This is a genomic window from Streptomyces beihaiensis, from assembly GCF_026274175.1.
Taxonomy (GTDB): domain Bacteria; phylum Actinomycetota; class Actinomycetes; order Streptomycetales; family Streptomycetaceae; genus Streptomyces; species Streptomyces beihaiensis.
Genome location: NZ_JAPHNL010000334.1, coordinates 14,223 through 27,248, shown reverse-complemented (window position 1 = coordinate 27,248; position 13,026 = coordinate 14,223). Strand labels below are relative to the sequence as shown.

Here is a 13,026-nt window from a genome sequence, read left to right as displayed (position 1 = left end):
GGGGGTGGTTCTCCTGTCGTGCCCTCTCAGGCTAACCCGGCGAAGCGGAACGTCTCACCTAAGGCTGACAGAGAGGGCCGTGACCAACGTGGTGACCGGGGCTGGCCTACTCCACCTCGGCGGCCCCGCTGGCCTCGCTGCTCTCACACTGCCGGCCGACGGATTCCTCCCAAACCCATAGTGGCCCTGCTGGTGGGTCGCCGACCGGACCAGCCGCTGTGAACCGCCCCGGTGCAAGTGGAGACCGCGGCGATTCCGCTACGTGCGCCTCTTCCCCAGATTCTCCAGCACCTGTCCAGCCACCTTGCGCACCTGGCTGTTGAGGTCCTTCTCGGCTACCACGTGAGCGGGCGAGTACCTCTCGACGTACAGGAACTGCCCCGCTCCGATGTCCACTCAGGAGCCTCAGAGCTCTGCAGGCTGCGGAGCAGATGGCGTTGGGCTGCGACTACCAACGCTCGGGCTATGTGTTGGTCGACGAGGCCGGGGCGGTTCGGAACATGAAGCAGCTGAGGAGGCGCGCGTACCGGCTGATGGAGCTCGCAGGGTTGCGCAGGGTGCGCTTGTATGATGCCCGCGCATCGTGTCTCACGTACTTGGCTAACAACGGTGTGCCCGACCACATCCTGGCCCGCTGGGCAGGCCACACGAATGTGAAGACTACGAAGCGTTGGTATGTGAAGCCGAGTGTCGAGGATCTCCGCGGAGCCGCCAAGACCTGGGACGGCTTGCATGGAGAGGCGCCCCCCCTCCGTGAGATTTTGTGAGACATGGGAGCGTGATGGGGTGAGTGAGACAAGCGCGCAACCCCTGCAGTACCGCTTTGACGGGCCAGAACACGCTCCGGTTCTGATCTTGGGACCCTCACTGGGCACCACCTGGCACATGTGGGACCGGCAGGTCCCCGAGCTGACGCGGCACTGGCGTGTGTTCCGGTTCGATCTGCCCGGTCACGGCGGTGCCCCCGCCCACCCGGCCGGTTCCGTCGGGGATCTCGTGCGGCGGCTGCTCGCCACGCTCGACGCGGCGGGCGTGCAGCGGTTCGGGTATGCCGGGTGCGCGCTCGGCGGGGCCGTCGGGGCCGAACTGGCGCTGCGCCACCCGGGGCGAGTCGCCTCGCTGGCCCTGATCGCCGCCTCGCCGCGGTTCGGCACGGCCGACGAGTTCCGCCAGCGCGGTGTCATCGTCCGCAGCAACGGCCTCGACCCCATCGCCCGTACGGCGCCTGAGCGCTGGTTTACCGCCGGTTTCGCCTCCGCGCAGCCCGCCATCACGGACTGGGCCGTGCAGATGGTGCGCACCACGGACCCCGGCTGCTACATCGCCGCCTGCGAGGCGCTGGCCGCGTTCGACATCCGCGGCGAACTCGGTTCGGTCGGCGTGCCCACGCTCGTCCTGGTCGGCTCCGAGGACCAGGTCACCGGGCCCGCCGAGGCCCGCACCCTGGTCGCCGGGATACCGGACGCCCGCCTCGCCGTCGTGCCCGGCGCCTCGCACCTGGCCCCGGTCGAACAGCCCGCCGCGGTGTCGGACCTGCTGGTCCGCCACTTCACCAGCGCGTGGCTGCCGGTCCAGGACACCGGGCAGCACGCCATCCTGGCCGCGCCGGCCAAACCCGTCCTGGCCCCGCCGCTGCCCTCGCCGGTCGCCGAGATAGCCGGCGCGGGCAAGTCGGAGGTGAGCGCCGTACCCGATGCGTACGAGGCCGGTCTCAAGGTGCGCCGCGAGGTGCTCGGCGACGCGCACGTGGACCGGGCGCTGGCCGGTGCCGACGAGTTCTCCGGCGACTTCCAGCAGTTCGTCACGCGCTACGCGTGGGGCGAGATCTGGTCGAGGACCGCGCTCGACCGCCGCATGCGGTCGTGCGTGACGCTGACCGCGCTGGTCGCGGGTGGCCACCTGGACGATCTTGCCTTCCACACGCGGGCCGCCCTGCGCAACGGCCTCACCGCCGAGGAGATCAAGGAGGTCCTGCTCCAGACGGCCGTCTACTGCGGAGTGCCCGCCGCCAACGCGGCGTTCAAGGTGGCGCAGGAGGTCATCCGCGAGGAGACGACACCCCAGGACTGAGCCGTGCCGGACGGGCGGGGGCGCGTGGCGGAGGAGCAGGATGGGGGCATGAAGTTCACGAAGAAGTCCCACTCCTGCATCCGCCTGGAGAAGGACGGGCGGACGCTCGTCATCGACCCGGGCGGATTCTCCGAGCCCGACGCGACCGACGGTGCCGAAGCCGTCCTCGTGACGCACGAGCACCCCGACCACTTCGACGAGGGGCGGCTGCGCGCCGGGATGACCGCCAACCCGGAAGCCCACATCTGGACGCTCGCGTCGGTGGCCGGGCAGATCGCCGCGGCGTTCCCCGGGCGTGTCCACACGGTCGGGCACGGCGACACGTTCACCGCCGCCGGTTTCGACATCCAGGTCCACGGCGAACTGCATGCCGTCATCCACCCGGACATCCCGCGCGTCACGAACGTCGGCTATCTCGTCGACGGGGGCGCCGTCTTCCATCCCGGTGACGCGCTCACCGTCCCCGACGTCCCCGTCGAGACGCTGATGCTTCCCGTCCACGCTCCCTGGAGCAAGATCTCCGAGGTCATCGACTATGTGCGGGAGGTCCGGCCGAGCCGGGCCTATGACATCCACGACGCCTATCTGAGCGACCCGGCGCGCCCCGTCTACGACCGGCAGATCGAGGCGCTGGGCCGAGCCGAGCACCTGCGCCTGGCGTCGGGCCGGACGGCGCGGCTCTGACGGCGGTTCCGGCGGCGGTTTCGACCGCGGCGCCGGCCGGTGCGGGCCGGGGGCGGCCTGAGTCGCCGGCCCGGCGTGTGTACCTCCCCGGCCGCCCGATCAGCGCTTGAGCAGGCCGAGGATCTCGTCCGTCGTCCCGAGCTGCGCGATGCGCGGGAAGATCTTGCCGAAGCTGTGCTCGTGGGACGCGGCGTCCGTGTCGGTCGTCGCGTCCTCGACGATCACCAGGTGGTAGCTCTGCTCGAACGCGGACCGCGCTGTCGACTCGACGCCGATCGACGTCGAGATCCCGCCGAGGACGATCTGTGTCACGCCGCGCCGCCGCAGCTGCAGGTCGAGCTCGGTCCCGGTGAACGCGCCCCAGTGCCGCTTGGTGATCACGATGTCGTCGCCCAGCGGGCCGAACTCCGCCGGGAACTCGGCGAACTCGGCAGGCGGCGCCTGCCTCGGGCCCGGCGCCACGGTCCGACTCACCGGCAGGTCGCCGCCGTCCGGCGACCAGGCGACGCGGACCCGCACGACCGGCAGATTCCTGGCGCGGAACGCATCGGCGAGCCGGACGGCGTTGTGCAGCACGGCATCGGAGGCGTACGGGGCGGTCGGCATGCCGAGGATGCCGTTCTGCAGGTCGATGAGGACGAGGGCCGCTCGGGCGTCAAGGGAGTCGAGGGGGGTGGTGCTCGCATCGGTGCTCATGACGCGGAAGGCTAACTTCCCGGCAGGGAAACTTGCAAGGTTGCCTGTCTATCTCGCTGGTCCGTCCCGACGCCGCGCGGGGCCGCTGTCAGACCCTGCCGGTAGGTTGTCAGGCATGCGCATTGCTACCTGGAACGTGAACTCGATCACCGCGCGCCTGCCGCGCCTCCTCGCCTGGCTGGAGAGCAGCGGGACGGACGTGCTGTGCGTCCAGGAGACCAAGTGCTCGGCGGAGCAGTTCCCCGCGGACGCTTTGCGCGAGCTGGGCTACGAGTCGGCGGTGAACGCGAACGGCAGGTGGAACGGGGTGGCGCTGCTCTCCCGCGTCGGCCTCGACGACGTCGTCAGGGGCCTGCCCGGCGACCCCGGGTACGACGGAGCCGAGGAGCCCCGCGCCGTCTCGGCGACCTGCGGCCCGGTCCGCGTCTGGTCGGTCTACGTGCCGAACGGCCGGGAGGTCGACCACCCGCACTACGCGTACAAGCTCCAGTGGTTCGAGGCGCTCAAGGCGGCGATCGCGGGTGACGCGGCCGGCTCCCGCCCGTTCGCCGTCATGGGCGACTACAACGTGGCGCCGACGGACGACGACGTCTGGGACATCTCCCTCTTCGAGGGCGCCACCCACGTCACGCCCGCCGAGCGGGCGGCGCTGGAGGCGCTGCGCGAGACGGGACTGACCGACGTGGTCCCGCGCCCCCTCAAGTACGACCACCCCTTCACGTACTGGGACTATCGCGCCCTCGGCTTCCCGAAGAACAAGGGCATGCGCATCGACCTGGTCTACGGCAACGAGCCGTTCGCCAAGTCCGTCTCCGACGCGTACGTGGACAGGGAGGAGCGCAAGGGCAAGGGCGCCTCGGATCATGCCCCCGTCGTCGTCGACCTGGACCTCGGCCAGGTGCATTGACCCGGGCGCGTTCACGCGGCTGACGGGTGGTCGGCCGTCGGGTGTGTGGCCAACCCCCGCTTCGAACGGGTCCGCCACGGCATGCCGACGACCGCCCCCCCCCGCGCGCCTGTAGTCACCATACGGTCCAGGGTGTCAACCTGGTCCGTATGAGGATCCCTTTCGTGGGCAATCGGCACAGAGCGCGTGATGTGGAGGATCGTGGTCACGACGGCGCCGGCGTTGCCGAACTGCTGTCCGAGTGCGAGCTGTTGCGTTCGCATGCCGGCCGCGCCGGGGTCGAACTCGACGACTCCGTAAGCTCGTTGGAAGCGCTCGACCAACTGGTGCCGCGCTGGCGCGAGGACCCCGAGGTGCTGCCGTGGCTCGGAAACGACGCGGGCCTCTACCTCGGCACGGTCCTCGTGCGGCACGCCCGCGGCGCCGCCTGGCTGATCCGCCCCGACGGCCAGCCCGTGGTGCGGCTCGCCTCGGGGCGTGAGATCGACGTGGCCGAGGCGGGGCACGCGTGGGCCGCGAGTGGTGTCCCCGAGCTCTCCCAGTTCTACGCCGAGGCCGCCGAGTCCTGAGCGCGCGCCCGTCCGGGCCGTGTCCAGGCCGTAGAACCGCAAATACGGTTAATCCCCATGAGCGCGTGTCGTCCGTTAAGTCCCATATGAGCGTGGATAGTTTGCGCGGACCGACCAACTGAGAGTGGGCAGGGACCGCATGGCCGTCGATCCGTTGATCGAGCTGCGTGACGTGAACAAGCACTACGGGGAGCCGCATGTCCTGTGGGACGTCGATCTCACCGTCGGCAAGGGGGAGGCGGTGGCCGTCATCGGCCCGTCCGGATCGGGCAGGTCGACGTTCCGCCGGACGGTCGACCCGTCCGGACACTTCGCTCGGCTCTGCGATCACCTGTGAGGAGTTCCCCCGTGCCGGGAAGCTCATCGCGTCGAACCTCGACTACGATGTGCCGTTCATCCCTGTAGTGACGGTGGTCTCACCGATCCGCGCCGGGGACACCGTTGCCAGGAGTGCGGTGACAACAGCCCGGGCGATGCCCGCCGGTGGCAGCCGGAGATCACTGCTCGCGCAGGGGAAGCGACTCATGCACGTGGGTCGTGCTGCGAGGAGGAGAAGGTCAGCTGCCTGCCGGGCGGGTGGTGCGCCCCTGTGAGAGCGGGTCGCCGGACCGGCGGCCAGGGGTGGGCTCATGCCCTTGGTGCGCGGTCCGCGCGGCCGGCTTGCCGAGGCCGGGCGGGCCCGCGTCGTCGCACGGCGCGACGCGGGTTCCGCTCTCCTTGGTCCCCTTGGTCCACCTTGGTCTCCCCGGTATCCCTGAGTCGTCTTGGGTCCTCTTGGTCTCCGCGGTCCCCGCCTACTTGGCCCGGTGGGCGCCGCCGCGCGCCGGGGCGGGCGCCGGCAGCGGCGTCTGGGCGGCACGCGTGACGTCGGCGACCAGCTCGACGACGTCGGGCCCGTACGCCTGGGAGTTGACGACCTTCAGGAGCAGCACGAACGAGTTCTGCCCGTACTTGCGCGCCAGCCGCTCCTGGTGGCGGGCGAGATAGCGGGTCGCGGCCTGGTTGGTGATGGGCAGCTGGCCGCAGAAGAGGAAGACCGGGCGGGCGTCCGGGGTGGCGGGACCGGCTGTGAGCCTGGCCAGTACGACGTACTCGGTACGCCCCGGCTCGACACGGTAGTGCTCGGAGCCGATCTGGAAGGCCCCGCGGTCCGGGCCCGGTTCGGGGTCGGTGTTGACGCGGATGCCCGGCAGCATGCTCACCATGTGGGCGGCCATCCGGCGGTTGGAGGCGGGTCCGCCCACGCAGAACTCCGTACGCTCCCCGAAGCCCTGCTGCGCCGTGTCGTGGGCGACGAGCTGGGCGTGGGCGCCGCAGTCCTTGACGATCGCGGAGAGTTCCAGCAGCGCGAACACGTCGTGGCGCTTCACCGCGAGTTCGGGGCCGCCCGCGTCGCGGTTCACGACGAGCAGCGACTCCGCGTTGTCCGGCAGCCCGAAGAACGCCTGCTTGCGCCGCAGCTTGCGCTTCCACAGGTAGGTACGGCAGAGCCAGCCACAGGTGGCGCTGATGCCGGCCGCGACCAGGCCGAGGACGATGTTGCGCACGTCATCAGTCATGGGCGGGCACTCTAGCGGTCCGTACGACCGCTGTTCGAGGCGGTCCTGACGGCACGGGCATCTCAAGTTACGCTGCGCTGACGCCTGTTGACAGGAGGTACGGATGCGACGCCCAGTTGCGCGGAATCTGTCGGTGTGCGCGGTCCTGGCGAGCATGGTGGCGGTGGGCGCGGCGGCGCCGCCTCCAGCCGCTTCTCCGCCTGCTTCCCCTGCTTCGTCACCTGCTTCGTCACCTGCCTCATCGCCCGGTCCCTCTCTCTCACCGCCGAAGACCCCCGTCGCCGTGGGCTACGGCGGCGCGGTCGCCAGCGTCGACCCGGACGCCTCCGCCGCGGGCATCGGGGTGCTCCGGCACGGCGGAAACGCGGTGGACGCCGCCGTCGCCACCGCGGCCGCGCTCGGCGTCACCGAGCCGTTCTCGTCGGGCATCGGCGGAGGCGGCTACTTCGTCTACTACGACGCGAAGACCCGGCAGGTGCACACGGTCGACGGCCGCGAGACGGCTCCGATGACCGCCGGCTCCGGCCTCTTCCTGGAGAACGGCAGACCTCTCTCCTTCCCCGACGCGGTCACCAGCGGCCTGAGCGTCGGCACCCCGGGCACCGCCGCCACCTGGCAGTCGGCGCTCGACGCATGGGGCACCAGGAGTCTCGGCGCGATGCTCAGGCCCGCGCAAAAGATCGCGACAAACGGCTTCACGGTCGACAAGACGTTCCGCTCGATGGTCGCCCAGAACGAGAAGCGGTTCCGCTACTTCCCCGACACGGCGAAGCTGTTCCTGCCCGGCGGCAGGCTCCCGGAGGTCGGCTCGACCTTCAAGAACCCCGACCTGGCCCGCACCTACCAGGAGTTGGCGGACCGGGGCGTCGGGGCGCTGTACCACGGCGACATCGGCGCGGACGTGGCCCGCACCGCCGAGCACCCGCCGATCGACCCGAGCGCCGACTGGCGGGCCAGGCCGGGCAAGCTGACGGTCAAGGACCTGGCGGCGTACGGGGCGAAGTTCCAGGCGCCCACGCACATCGCCTACCGGGGGCTCGGCGTCTACTCCATCGCGCCCTCCTCGTCCGGTGGCACCACCGTCGGCGAGGCCCTCAACATCCTGGAGAACACGGACCTTTCGAAGGCCACGCGGACCCAGTATCTGCACCGCTCCATCGAGGCCAGCCGGATCGCGTTCGCCGACCGGGGCCGCTGGGTCGGCGACCCGGCCTACGAGAAGGTACCGACCAGGCAGCTCCTTTCCCAGCGCTACGCGGACGCGCGCGCGTGCCTCATCAAGGACGACGCCGTGCTGACCAGCCCGCTCGCGCCCGGCGATCCCCGCCACCCCGGCCGCTGCGGCAAGCGGGGCGACAAGCCCGCCCCGACGACGTACGAGGGTCCCAACACCACGCACCTGACGGTCGCCGACAGGTGGGGGAACGTCGTCTCCTACACGCTCACCATCGAGCAGACCGGCGGCAGCGGCATGACCGTGCCGGGCCGCGGCTTCCTGCTCAACAACGAACTCACCGACTTCTCCTTCGCGCCCGCAAGTCCCGGCGCGCACGACCCGAACCTGCCCGGACCGGGCAAGCGGCCCCGCTCGTCCATCTCGCCGGTCATCGTCCTCGACAAGGCGCACCGGCCGGTGGTGGCGCTCGGCTCGCCCGGCGGCTCCACCATCATCACGACGGTGCTGCAACTGCTGACCGGCGTCATCGACCGGGGCGACTCGCTGCCCGCCGCCATCGAGGCCCCGCGCGCCAGCCAGCGCAACACGGCGCGGACCCTGCTGGAGCCGGGCCTCTACGACAGCGCGGTACGCGGACAGTTGGAGCGCATCGGGCACACGTTCACGCTCGACCCGGAGATCGGCGCCGCGACGGGGGTGCAGCGGATGCCGGGCGGAAAGTGGCTCGCCGCGGCCGAGAAGGTGCGGCGCGGCGGAGGATCGGCGATGGTGGTCGACCCCAGCCGCTGACCGCGGGGCCCTGCCCGGCTGACGGGGCGGCGCGCGGGTCGGCCCGGGGACTGCATACCCCGGGCCGATGCCGCCGCGCGCCCGCCTTCGTACGCTCACCGGTGTGAACGCGAATCCTTCCTCCTACCGCGCTGTCGCCGCTTGGTGCGGCCTCGCCCTGTACCCGGTGGCGCTCGGCCTGGCGCTGGCCGGTTCGGCGCAGACCGTCCCGCTGGTGCGGGCCCTCGGGGTGGCTCTGTCGGCGGTCCTCGTCGTGGGCGTGGCCCGCAGGGTGCCCATGCTGGCGCTCGTCGTGGTGCTGCTCGGCACGGTGGGCGCGGTCGCGGTCCAGCCGCACTACTCGCCCTGGGGCCCGTGGCACGAGGCGGAGCAGATGACGCTTCCGGCGTTCGTGTCGGCCGACGCGCTGCTCGGCTGTCTCGTCGCCCGCCGCAGCCGTCGGCAGTGGACCACGGGTGTCGCCCTCAGCGTCGTCGTCCAGTCACTGGCGATAGCCGCCTGGACCGGCCGCGGGACCCAGATAGGCAGCGTCGTCGTCGCCCTGCTGGCCGTGGTCGTCGCCTGCATGGTCGGTCTGCTGGCGCGGGAGCGGCGTGAGCACGCTGACGCGTTGCGGGTGCGCGCCGTCGCCGAGGCGGTCACCGCCGAACGGCTGCGGATCGCGCGCGAACTGCACGACATGGTCTCCCACAGCATCAGCGTCATCGCCATCCAGTCGGGTGTGGCGAGCCGGGTCATCGAGAGCCAGCCGGCAGAGGCGCGCGCGGCGCTCGGCACCATCGAGGAGACCAGCCGCGAGACGCTGCGCAGCCTGCGCCGCACCCTGGTCGCCCTGCGCCGCGCCGAACCCGGCGAGGCCGCCCCGCTCACCCCGACCGCCGGCCTGGCCGACCTGGAGCGGCTGGTGGCGAGCACCGCCGACGCGGGCGTACGCGTCGAGGTCGTGCGCACGGGGGAGGAGCACCCGCTGCCGTCGGAGATCGACCGGTCCGCGTACCGTGTCGTGCAGGAGTCGCTGACCAACGTGGTCCGCCACGGCCGCACCGACACGGCCCGCGTCCTCGTCTCGTACGCGGACGACGCCGTGTCCCTGGAGATAGTGGACGCGGGCCGGGGCGCCGCGACAGGATCGCCGGGCACGGGGTTCGGGATCACGGGGATGAGGGAACGGGTGAGCCTGCTGCACGGCGACTTCGACGCGGGGCCGCGCCCCGACGGCGGCTTTCGGGTGACGGCGCGCATCCCGCTGCCGGAGGCGGGGGCGGCCGCGCGATGACGGTCCGGGTGCTGCTGGTCGACGACCAGCCGCTGGTCCGCTCGGGCCTGCGCGTCCTCATCGCCGACACCGAGGACATCGAGGTCGTCGGCGAGGCGGGCAGCGGGGCCGAGGCGGTCGAGCTGACGGCGCGGCTGCGGCCCGACGTCGTCGTCATGGACATCCGGATGCCCGGCATGGACGGCATCGAGGCGACCCGGCGGATCGTCGAGGGCGCCGGCGGCAGCCGGGTCCTCGTCCTGACCACCTTCGACGAGGACGACTACGTGTACGCGGCGCTGCGCGCGGGCGCCGGCGGCTTCGCCGTCAAGGACATGCAGTTGGAGGAGATCCTCGCGGCGGTCCGTGTGGTCGCCGCCGGGGACGCGCTCATCGCGCCCGGTGTGACCCGCCGCCTGATCGCCGAGTTCGTGGGCCGCCCGGTTCCGGTACCGACGCCGGGACGTGCTCCGGTCGCCGCTGCCGGCGTCACGGAACGGGAGCGCGAGGTGCTCACGCTCGTCGGTCTGGGCCGTACGAACCAGGAGATCGCCGAGGAGCTGGTGATCAGCATGGCGACGGTCAAGTCCCATGTGGCGCGCCTGTTCACCAAGCTGGACGCCCGTGACCGCGTCCAGCTGGTGATCCTCGCCTACGAGTGGGGTCTCGTCGCGCCCGGCCGTTGACCCCGGCGAGGTCCCGGCGCGGCCCTCGGTCACCGGGTCGTCAGAACCCGCGGTCCGGCGTCGGTGACAGCCACCGTGTGCTCGGCGTGCGCGGCCCGGGAGCCGTCGTTCGTGCGCAGGGTCCAGCCGTCGGGCGCCTCGTGGTACCCGTCCGTGCCGCCGCCGATCAGCATCGGCTCGATCGCCAGGACCATGCCGTGCCGCAGCGGCAGCCCGCGCCCCGGCCGCCCCTCGTTGGGCACCGGCGGGTCCTCGTGCATCCGCCGGCCGATCCCGTGCCCGCCGAACCCCTCCGGGATGCCGTATCCGGCCGCGCGGCAGACCGTGCCGACGGCGTGGGCGATGTCGCCGATCCGGTTGCCCACGACGGCCGCGCCGATCCCGGCGGCGAGCGCCCGCTCGGCGGTCTCGACGAGCCGCAGGTCCTCGGGCCGGGCCCGACCGACGACGAAGGAGACGGCCGAGTCGCCCGCCCAGCCGCCCAGTCGGGCCCCGCAGTCGATCGACACGAGGTCACCGTCGCGCAGCCGGTACCCGTCCGGGACGCCGTGCACGATCGCGTCGTTCACGGACGCGCAGATCACGGCGGGGAAGGGGGTGGGCGCGAAGGAGGGCCGGTAGCCGAGGAACGGGGACCCGGCCCCGGCCTCGCGCAGCACCCCGCGTGCCACCTCGTCCAGCTCCAGCAGGCTCACGCCCACCGCGGCGTGCTCACGCACGGCGGTCAGCGCCCGCCCCACGACCCGGCCCGCCTCTGCCATGGCGTCCATCGACGCGTCTGTCTTCAGTTCCACCATGCCCCCCACTGTGCCCTATTTTTATACCGGTATTCAAATCCGGTACGAGAATACGGCCCCCGGGTAGACTGACGGCATGGTCCGCACCCCCTTGACCCCGGAAGAGCGCGAACGCGGCGAGCGTCTCGGGCGCCTGCTGCGCGAGGCGCGGCGCGGGCGCAGCATGACGGAGGTCGCCGCCGCCGCGGGCGTCTCGGTCGAGACCCTGCGCAAGATCGAGACCGGCCGCGCGCCGACTCCCGCGTTCTTCACCATCGTCGCCGTCGCGCGCGAACTCGGCCTGTCCATGGACGACCTCGCGGCGCGCTGCGCGATGCTGCCCGCCTGATCGTGCGCCGCTGTGCCCGCCCCGGAAAACCGTGCGTAGCACTCCCGTAACACGCGAGGTGTTGGCTTCGAGGTCGTAGTACTCCTGGAGGTGCGAGGGGCGGCGGGCGCGTGACACACGGGGAACAACTCCCGGACCGGATCGAGGAGTTCGCGGCCTGCCTGCGTGACCTCGTGGCCCGGATCGACCAGGACGAGGGCTGGTGCGGTGTCTTCTGGCGCCGTGACCCCGAGGGGATGCGCGCCTGTCTCGACGGCCGCGAAGTGCCGCCCTGGGACGTCGTCGAGGCCCTCCTCCAGGACCTGGCGTCGGTGTCCGGCCCGCAGGAGGCCGCCCGCGTGACAGTCCGCGTCCGTCCTCTGCACCACGCGTCGGCCCGCGCCCATGACGCGGCACCGGGCGGCCGCGAGGCCCTGATCGACCGCATGGACGTGATGGCCGGGGAACAGAGCTACGCGCTGGACCGCTCGCGTACGGCGGCCACACCCGAGGACGCGGCGTGGGCGAGGGACGACTACGAGCGCGCGACGGCGAGAATCCGGGAGTTGGAGGCGAGACTGGCCCAGCTGGACGCGGTGGGGGAAAGCGGCGCGGCGGTCCCGGGAGCGCGGGACGACGCCGATCGGCCGCTGCGCGGCGGGGAGCGACCGGCCACCACGGGCCCGCACCCGTCGACGAAGCGGCGACAGGGCGGACGCGCCCGCGCAAGCACGCGCGCACGTCCACGGGGAAGCGCCCGCTTCGCGGGCCTGCCACAGCAAGAGGAACCAGCGACGACTTCCTTGCCTGACAAGGAAGTCGATGTCGCTCCGAAGGGCGCCCGCTTCGCCGGCGCCGCGCGGCGGCGTTCGAGACCGCCCGCGCCCCGGCCCCCCGACGAGTCCGCGCGGCGAGTGGTCGCGGAGGCCGTGGAATCCCTGCAACGGCTCCGTGAGGCCGGCCGCACCGGCGAGGCACACATCGTCCTGGTGGAGGCGGTCCACTGGCCACCGGCGCACCTCCCGCTTCTCGCCGCGGCGCTGCACCGCGCGGGCCTGGGCGCCGACTGGGCCACCCTCCTGTGGGAGGCCGGATCCCTGCCGCCGGACCGTCTGGCCGCCGCCGCGGAGGCGCTGTCGGCGGCCGGACTCGCGGCGGACGGCGAGCAGTTGCTGCGTCAGGGCATGGGCACCGGGACCGGCCGGGCCCCGGCCGAGGTCGCAGACGCGGTGTCCCGCCTCGCCGCGCAGGGGCGCCACCACGAGGCGCACGCCCTCGTGGACGCGTACGTCAGCTGCCGCACCCCGCAGGAGTGCGCGCGTGCGGCGCAGTCCGACCCCGGGCACCTGGTGCCGCTGATCGTCGAGGCGGCGCGCCGCGTATCGGACGCGCGTTACCACGACGTGCTGCACGCCCTGCGTGTGGCGGGCCGCACGGTGTGACGTGCTCGGGCTGAACGGCCCGCCGCCCGCTCACCCGCACGGGTGCGAAACGTGATCGATCCAGTGCGTTGACGACGATGGTCTTGGC

Annotated in this window: 12 protein-coding genes and 3 pseudogenes; 12 read left to right on the top strand and 3 right to left on the bottom strand. The window is 72.2% G+C overall.

The features are described 5' to 3' along the window. Positions 1–410: 410 nt before the first annotated feature. The 3 genes and pseudogenes from OFY01_RS31395 to OFY01_RS31385 all read left to right on the top strand — a co-directional run. Positions 411–767 (top strand): annotated as a pseudogene (locus tag OFY01_RS31395) (tyrosine-type recombinase/integrase); the annotation flags it as partial. 19 nt (positions 768–786) lie between these two features. Continuing rightward, positions 787–2,070, top strand: a complete 1,284-nt coding sequence (pcaDC, locus tag OFY01_RS31390) for a bifunctional 3-oxoadipate enol-lactonase/4-carboxymuconolactone decarboxylase PcaDC (RefSeq protein ID WP_266605727.1) — start codon at positions 787–789, stop codon at positions 2,068–2,070. A gap of 48 nt (positions 2,071–2,118) precedes the next feature. Continuing rightward, positions 2,119–2,754 (top strand): MBL fold metallo-hydrolase, encoded by a 636-nt coding sequence (locus OFY01_RS31385; protein WP_266605726.1) that lies wholly within the window; start codon positions 2,119–2,121, stop codon positions 2,752–2,754. Between the two features lie 99 nt (positions 2,755–2,853). Here the strand turns inward: OFY01_RS31385 and OFY01_RS31380 are convergent, their stop codons facing one another. Beyond that, a complete protein-coding gene (locus OFY01_RS31380; RefSeq protein ID WP_266605725.1) occupies positions 2,854–3,450 on the bottom strand; it encodes a hydrolase in 597 nt (198 codons plus the stop codon). A gap of 115 nt (positions 3,451–3,565) precedes the next feature. Here OFY01_RS31380 and OFY01_RS31375 point away from each other — a divergent pair, with 115 nt between their 5' ends. The 4 genes and pseudogenes from OFY01_RS31375 to OFY01_RS32720 form a co-directional block, all read left to right on the top strand. Continuing rightward, complete coding sequence (locus OFY01_RS31375; protein WP_266605724.1) at positions 3,566–4,357, top strand: exodeoxyribonuclease III; 792 nt, start codon at positions 3,566–3,568, stop codon at positions 4,355–4,357. Positions 4,358–4,506: 149 nt separating this feature from the next. Continuing rightward, positions 4,507–4,926 (top strand): DUF6278 family protein, encoded by a 420-nt coding sequence (locus OFY01_RS31370; protein ID WP_266605722.1) that lies wholly within the window; start codon positions 4,507–4,509, stop codon positions 4,924–4,926. 139 nt (positions 4,927–5,065) lie between these two features. Continuing rightward, a pseudogene (locus OFY01_RS31365) lies at positions 5,066–5,224 on the top strand (amino acid ABC transporter ATP-binding protein); the annotation flags it as partial. Positions 5,225–5,231: 7 nt separating this feature from the next. Continuing rightward, positions 5,232–5,360 (top strand): annotated as a pseudogene (locus tag OFY01_RS32720) (amino acid ABC transporter permease); the annotation flags it as partial. A gap of 360 nt (positions 5,361–5,720) precedes the next feature. Here the strand turns inward: OFY01_RS32720 and OFY01_RS31355 are convergent. Next, positions 5,721–6,485 carry a hypothetical protein gene (locus OFY01_RS31355; RefSeq protein ID WP_266605721.1) on the bottom strand — a complete coding sequence of 255 codons (765 nt, stop codon included), beginning with the start codon at positions 6,483–6,485 and terminating at the stop codon, positions 5,721–5,723. Between the two features lie 103 nt (positions 6,486–6,588). Between OFY01_RS31355 and ggt the strand changes: the two genes are divergently transcribed. The 3 genes from ggt to OFY01_RS31340 all read left to right on the top strand — a co-directional run bounded on the left by ggt (position 6,589) and on the right by OFY01_RS31340 (position 10,392). Beyond that, positions 6,589–8,451: a gamma-glutamyltransferase gene (ggt, locus tag OFY01_RS31350; protein WP_266605719.1), complete on the top strand. Its 1,863-nt coding sequence runs from the start codon at positions 6,589–6,591 to the stop codon at positions 8,449–8,451. 103 nt (positions 8,452–8,554) lie between these two features. Continuing rightward, on the top strand, positions 8,555–9,727 hold the full coding sequence (locus tag OFY01_RS31345) for a sensor histidine kinase (protein WP_266605717.1): 1,173 nt from the start codon (positions 8,555–8,557) through the stop codon (positions 9,725–9,727). Next, the gene (locus tag OFY01_RS31340) at positions 9,724–10,392 is read left to right on the top strand and encodes a response regulator (RefSeq protein WP_266605715.1); all 669 of its coding nucleotides are present in this window, start codon (positions 9,724–9,726) and stop codon (positions 10,390–10,392) included. Before OFY01_RS31345 ends, OFY01_RS31340 begins: the two co-directional genes overlap by 4 nt. A gap of 29 nt (positions 10,393–10,421) precedes the next feature. Here the strand turns inward: OFY01_RS31340 and map are convergent, their stop codons facing one another. Then, positions 10,422–11,189 (bottom strand): type I methionyl aminopeptidase, encoded by a 768-nt coding sequence (gene map, locus OFY01_RS31335; RefSeq protein WP_266605713.1) that lies wholly within the window; start codon positions 11,187–11,189, stop codon positions 10,422–10,424. A gap of 76 nt (positions 11,190–11,265) precedes the next feature. On the opposite strand from map, the gene OFY01_RS31330 reads away from it, so the two are divergent. Both OFY01_RS31330 and OFY01_RS31325 read left to right on the top strand, forming a co-directional pair. Continuing rightward, positions 11,266–11,517, top strand: coding sequence for a helix-turn-helix domain-containing protein (locus OFY01_RS31330; protein ID WP_266605711.1), 252 nt, complete (start codon positions 11,266–11,268; stop codon positions 11,515–11,517). Positions 11,518–11,627: 110 nt separating this feature from the next. Next, positions 11,628–12,938 (top strand): hypothetical protein, encoded by a 1,311-nt coding sequence (locus OFY01_RS31325; RefSeq protein WP_266605709.1) that lies wholly within the window; start codon positions 11,628–11,630, stop codon positions 12,936–12,938. Positions 12,939–13,026 lie beyond the last annotated feature (88 nt).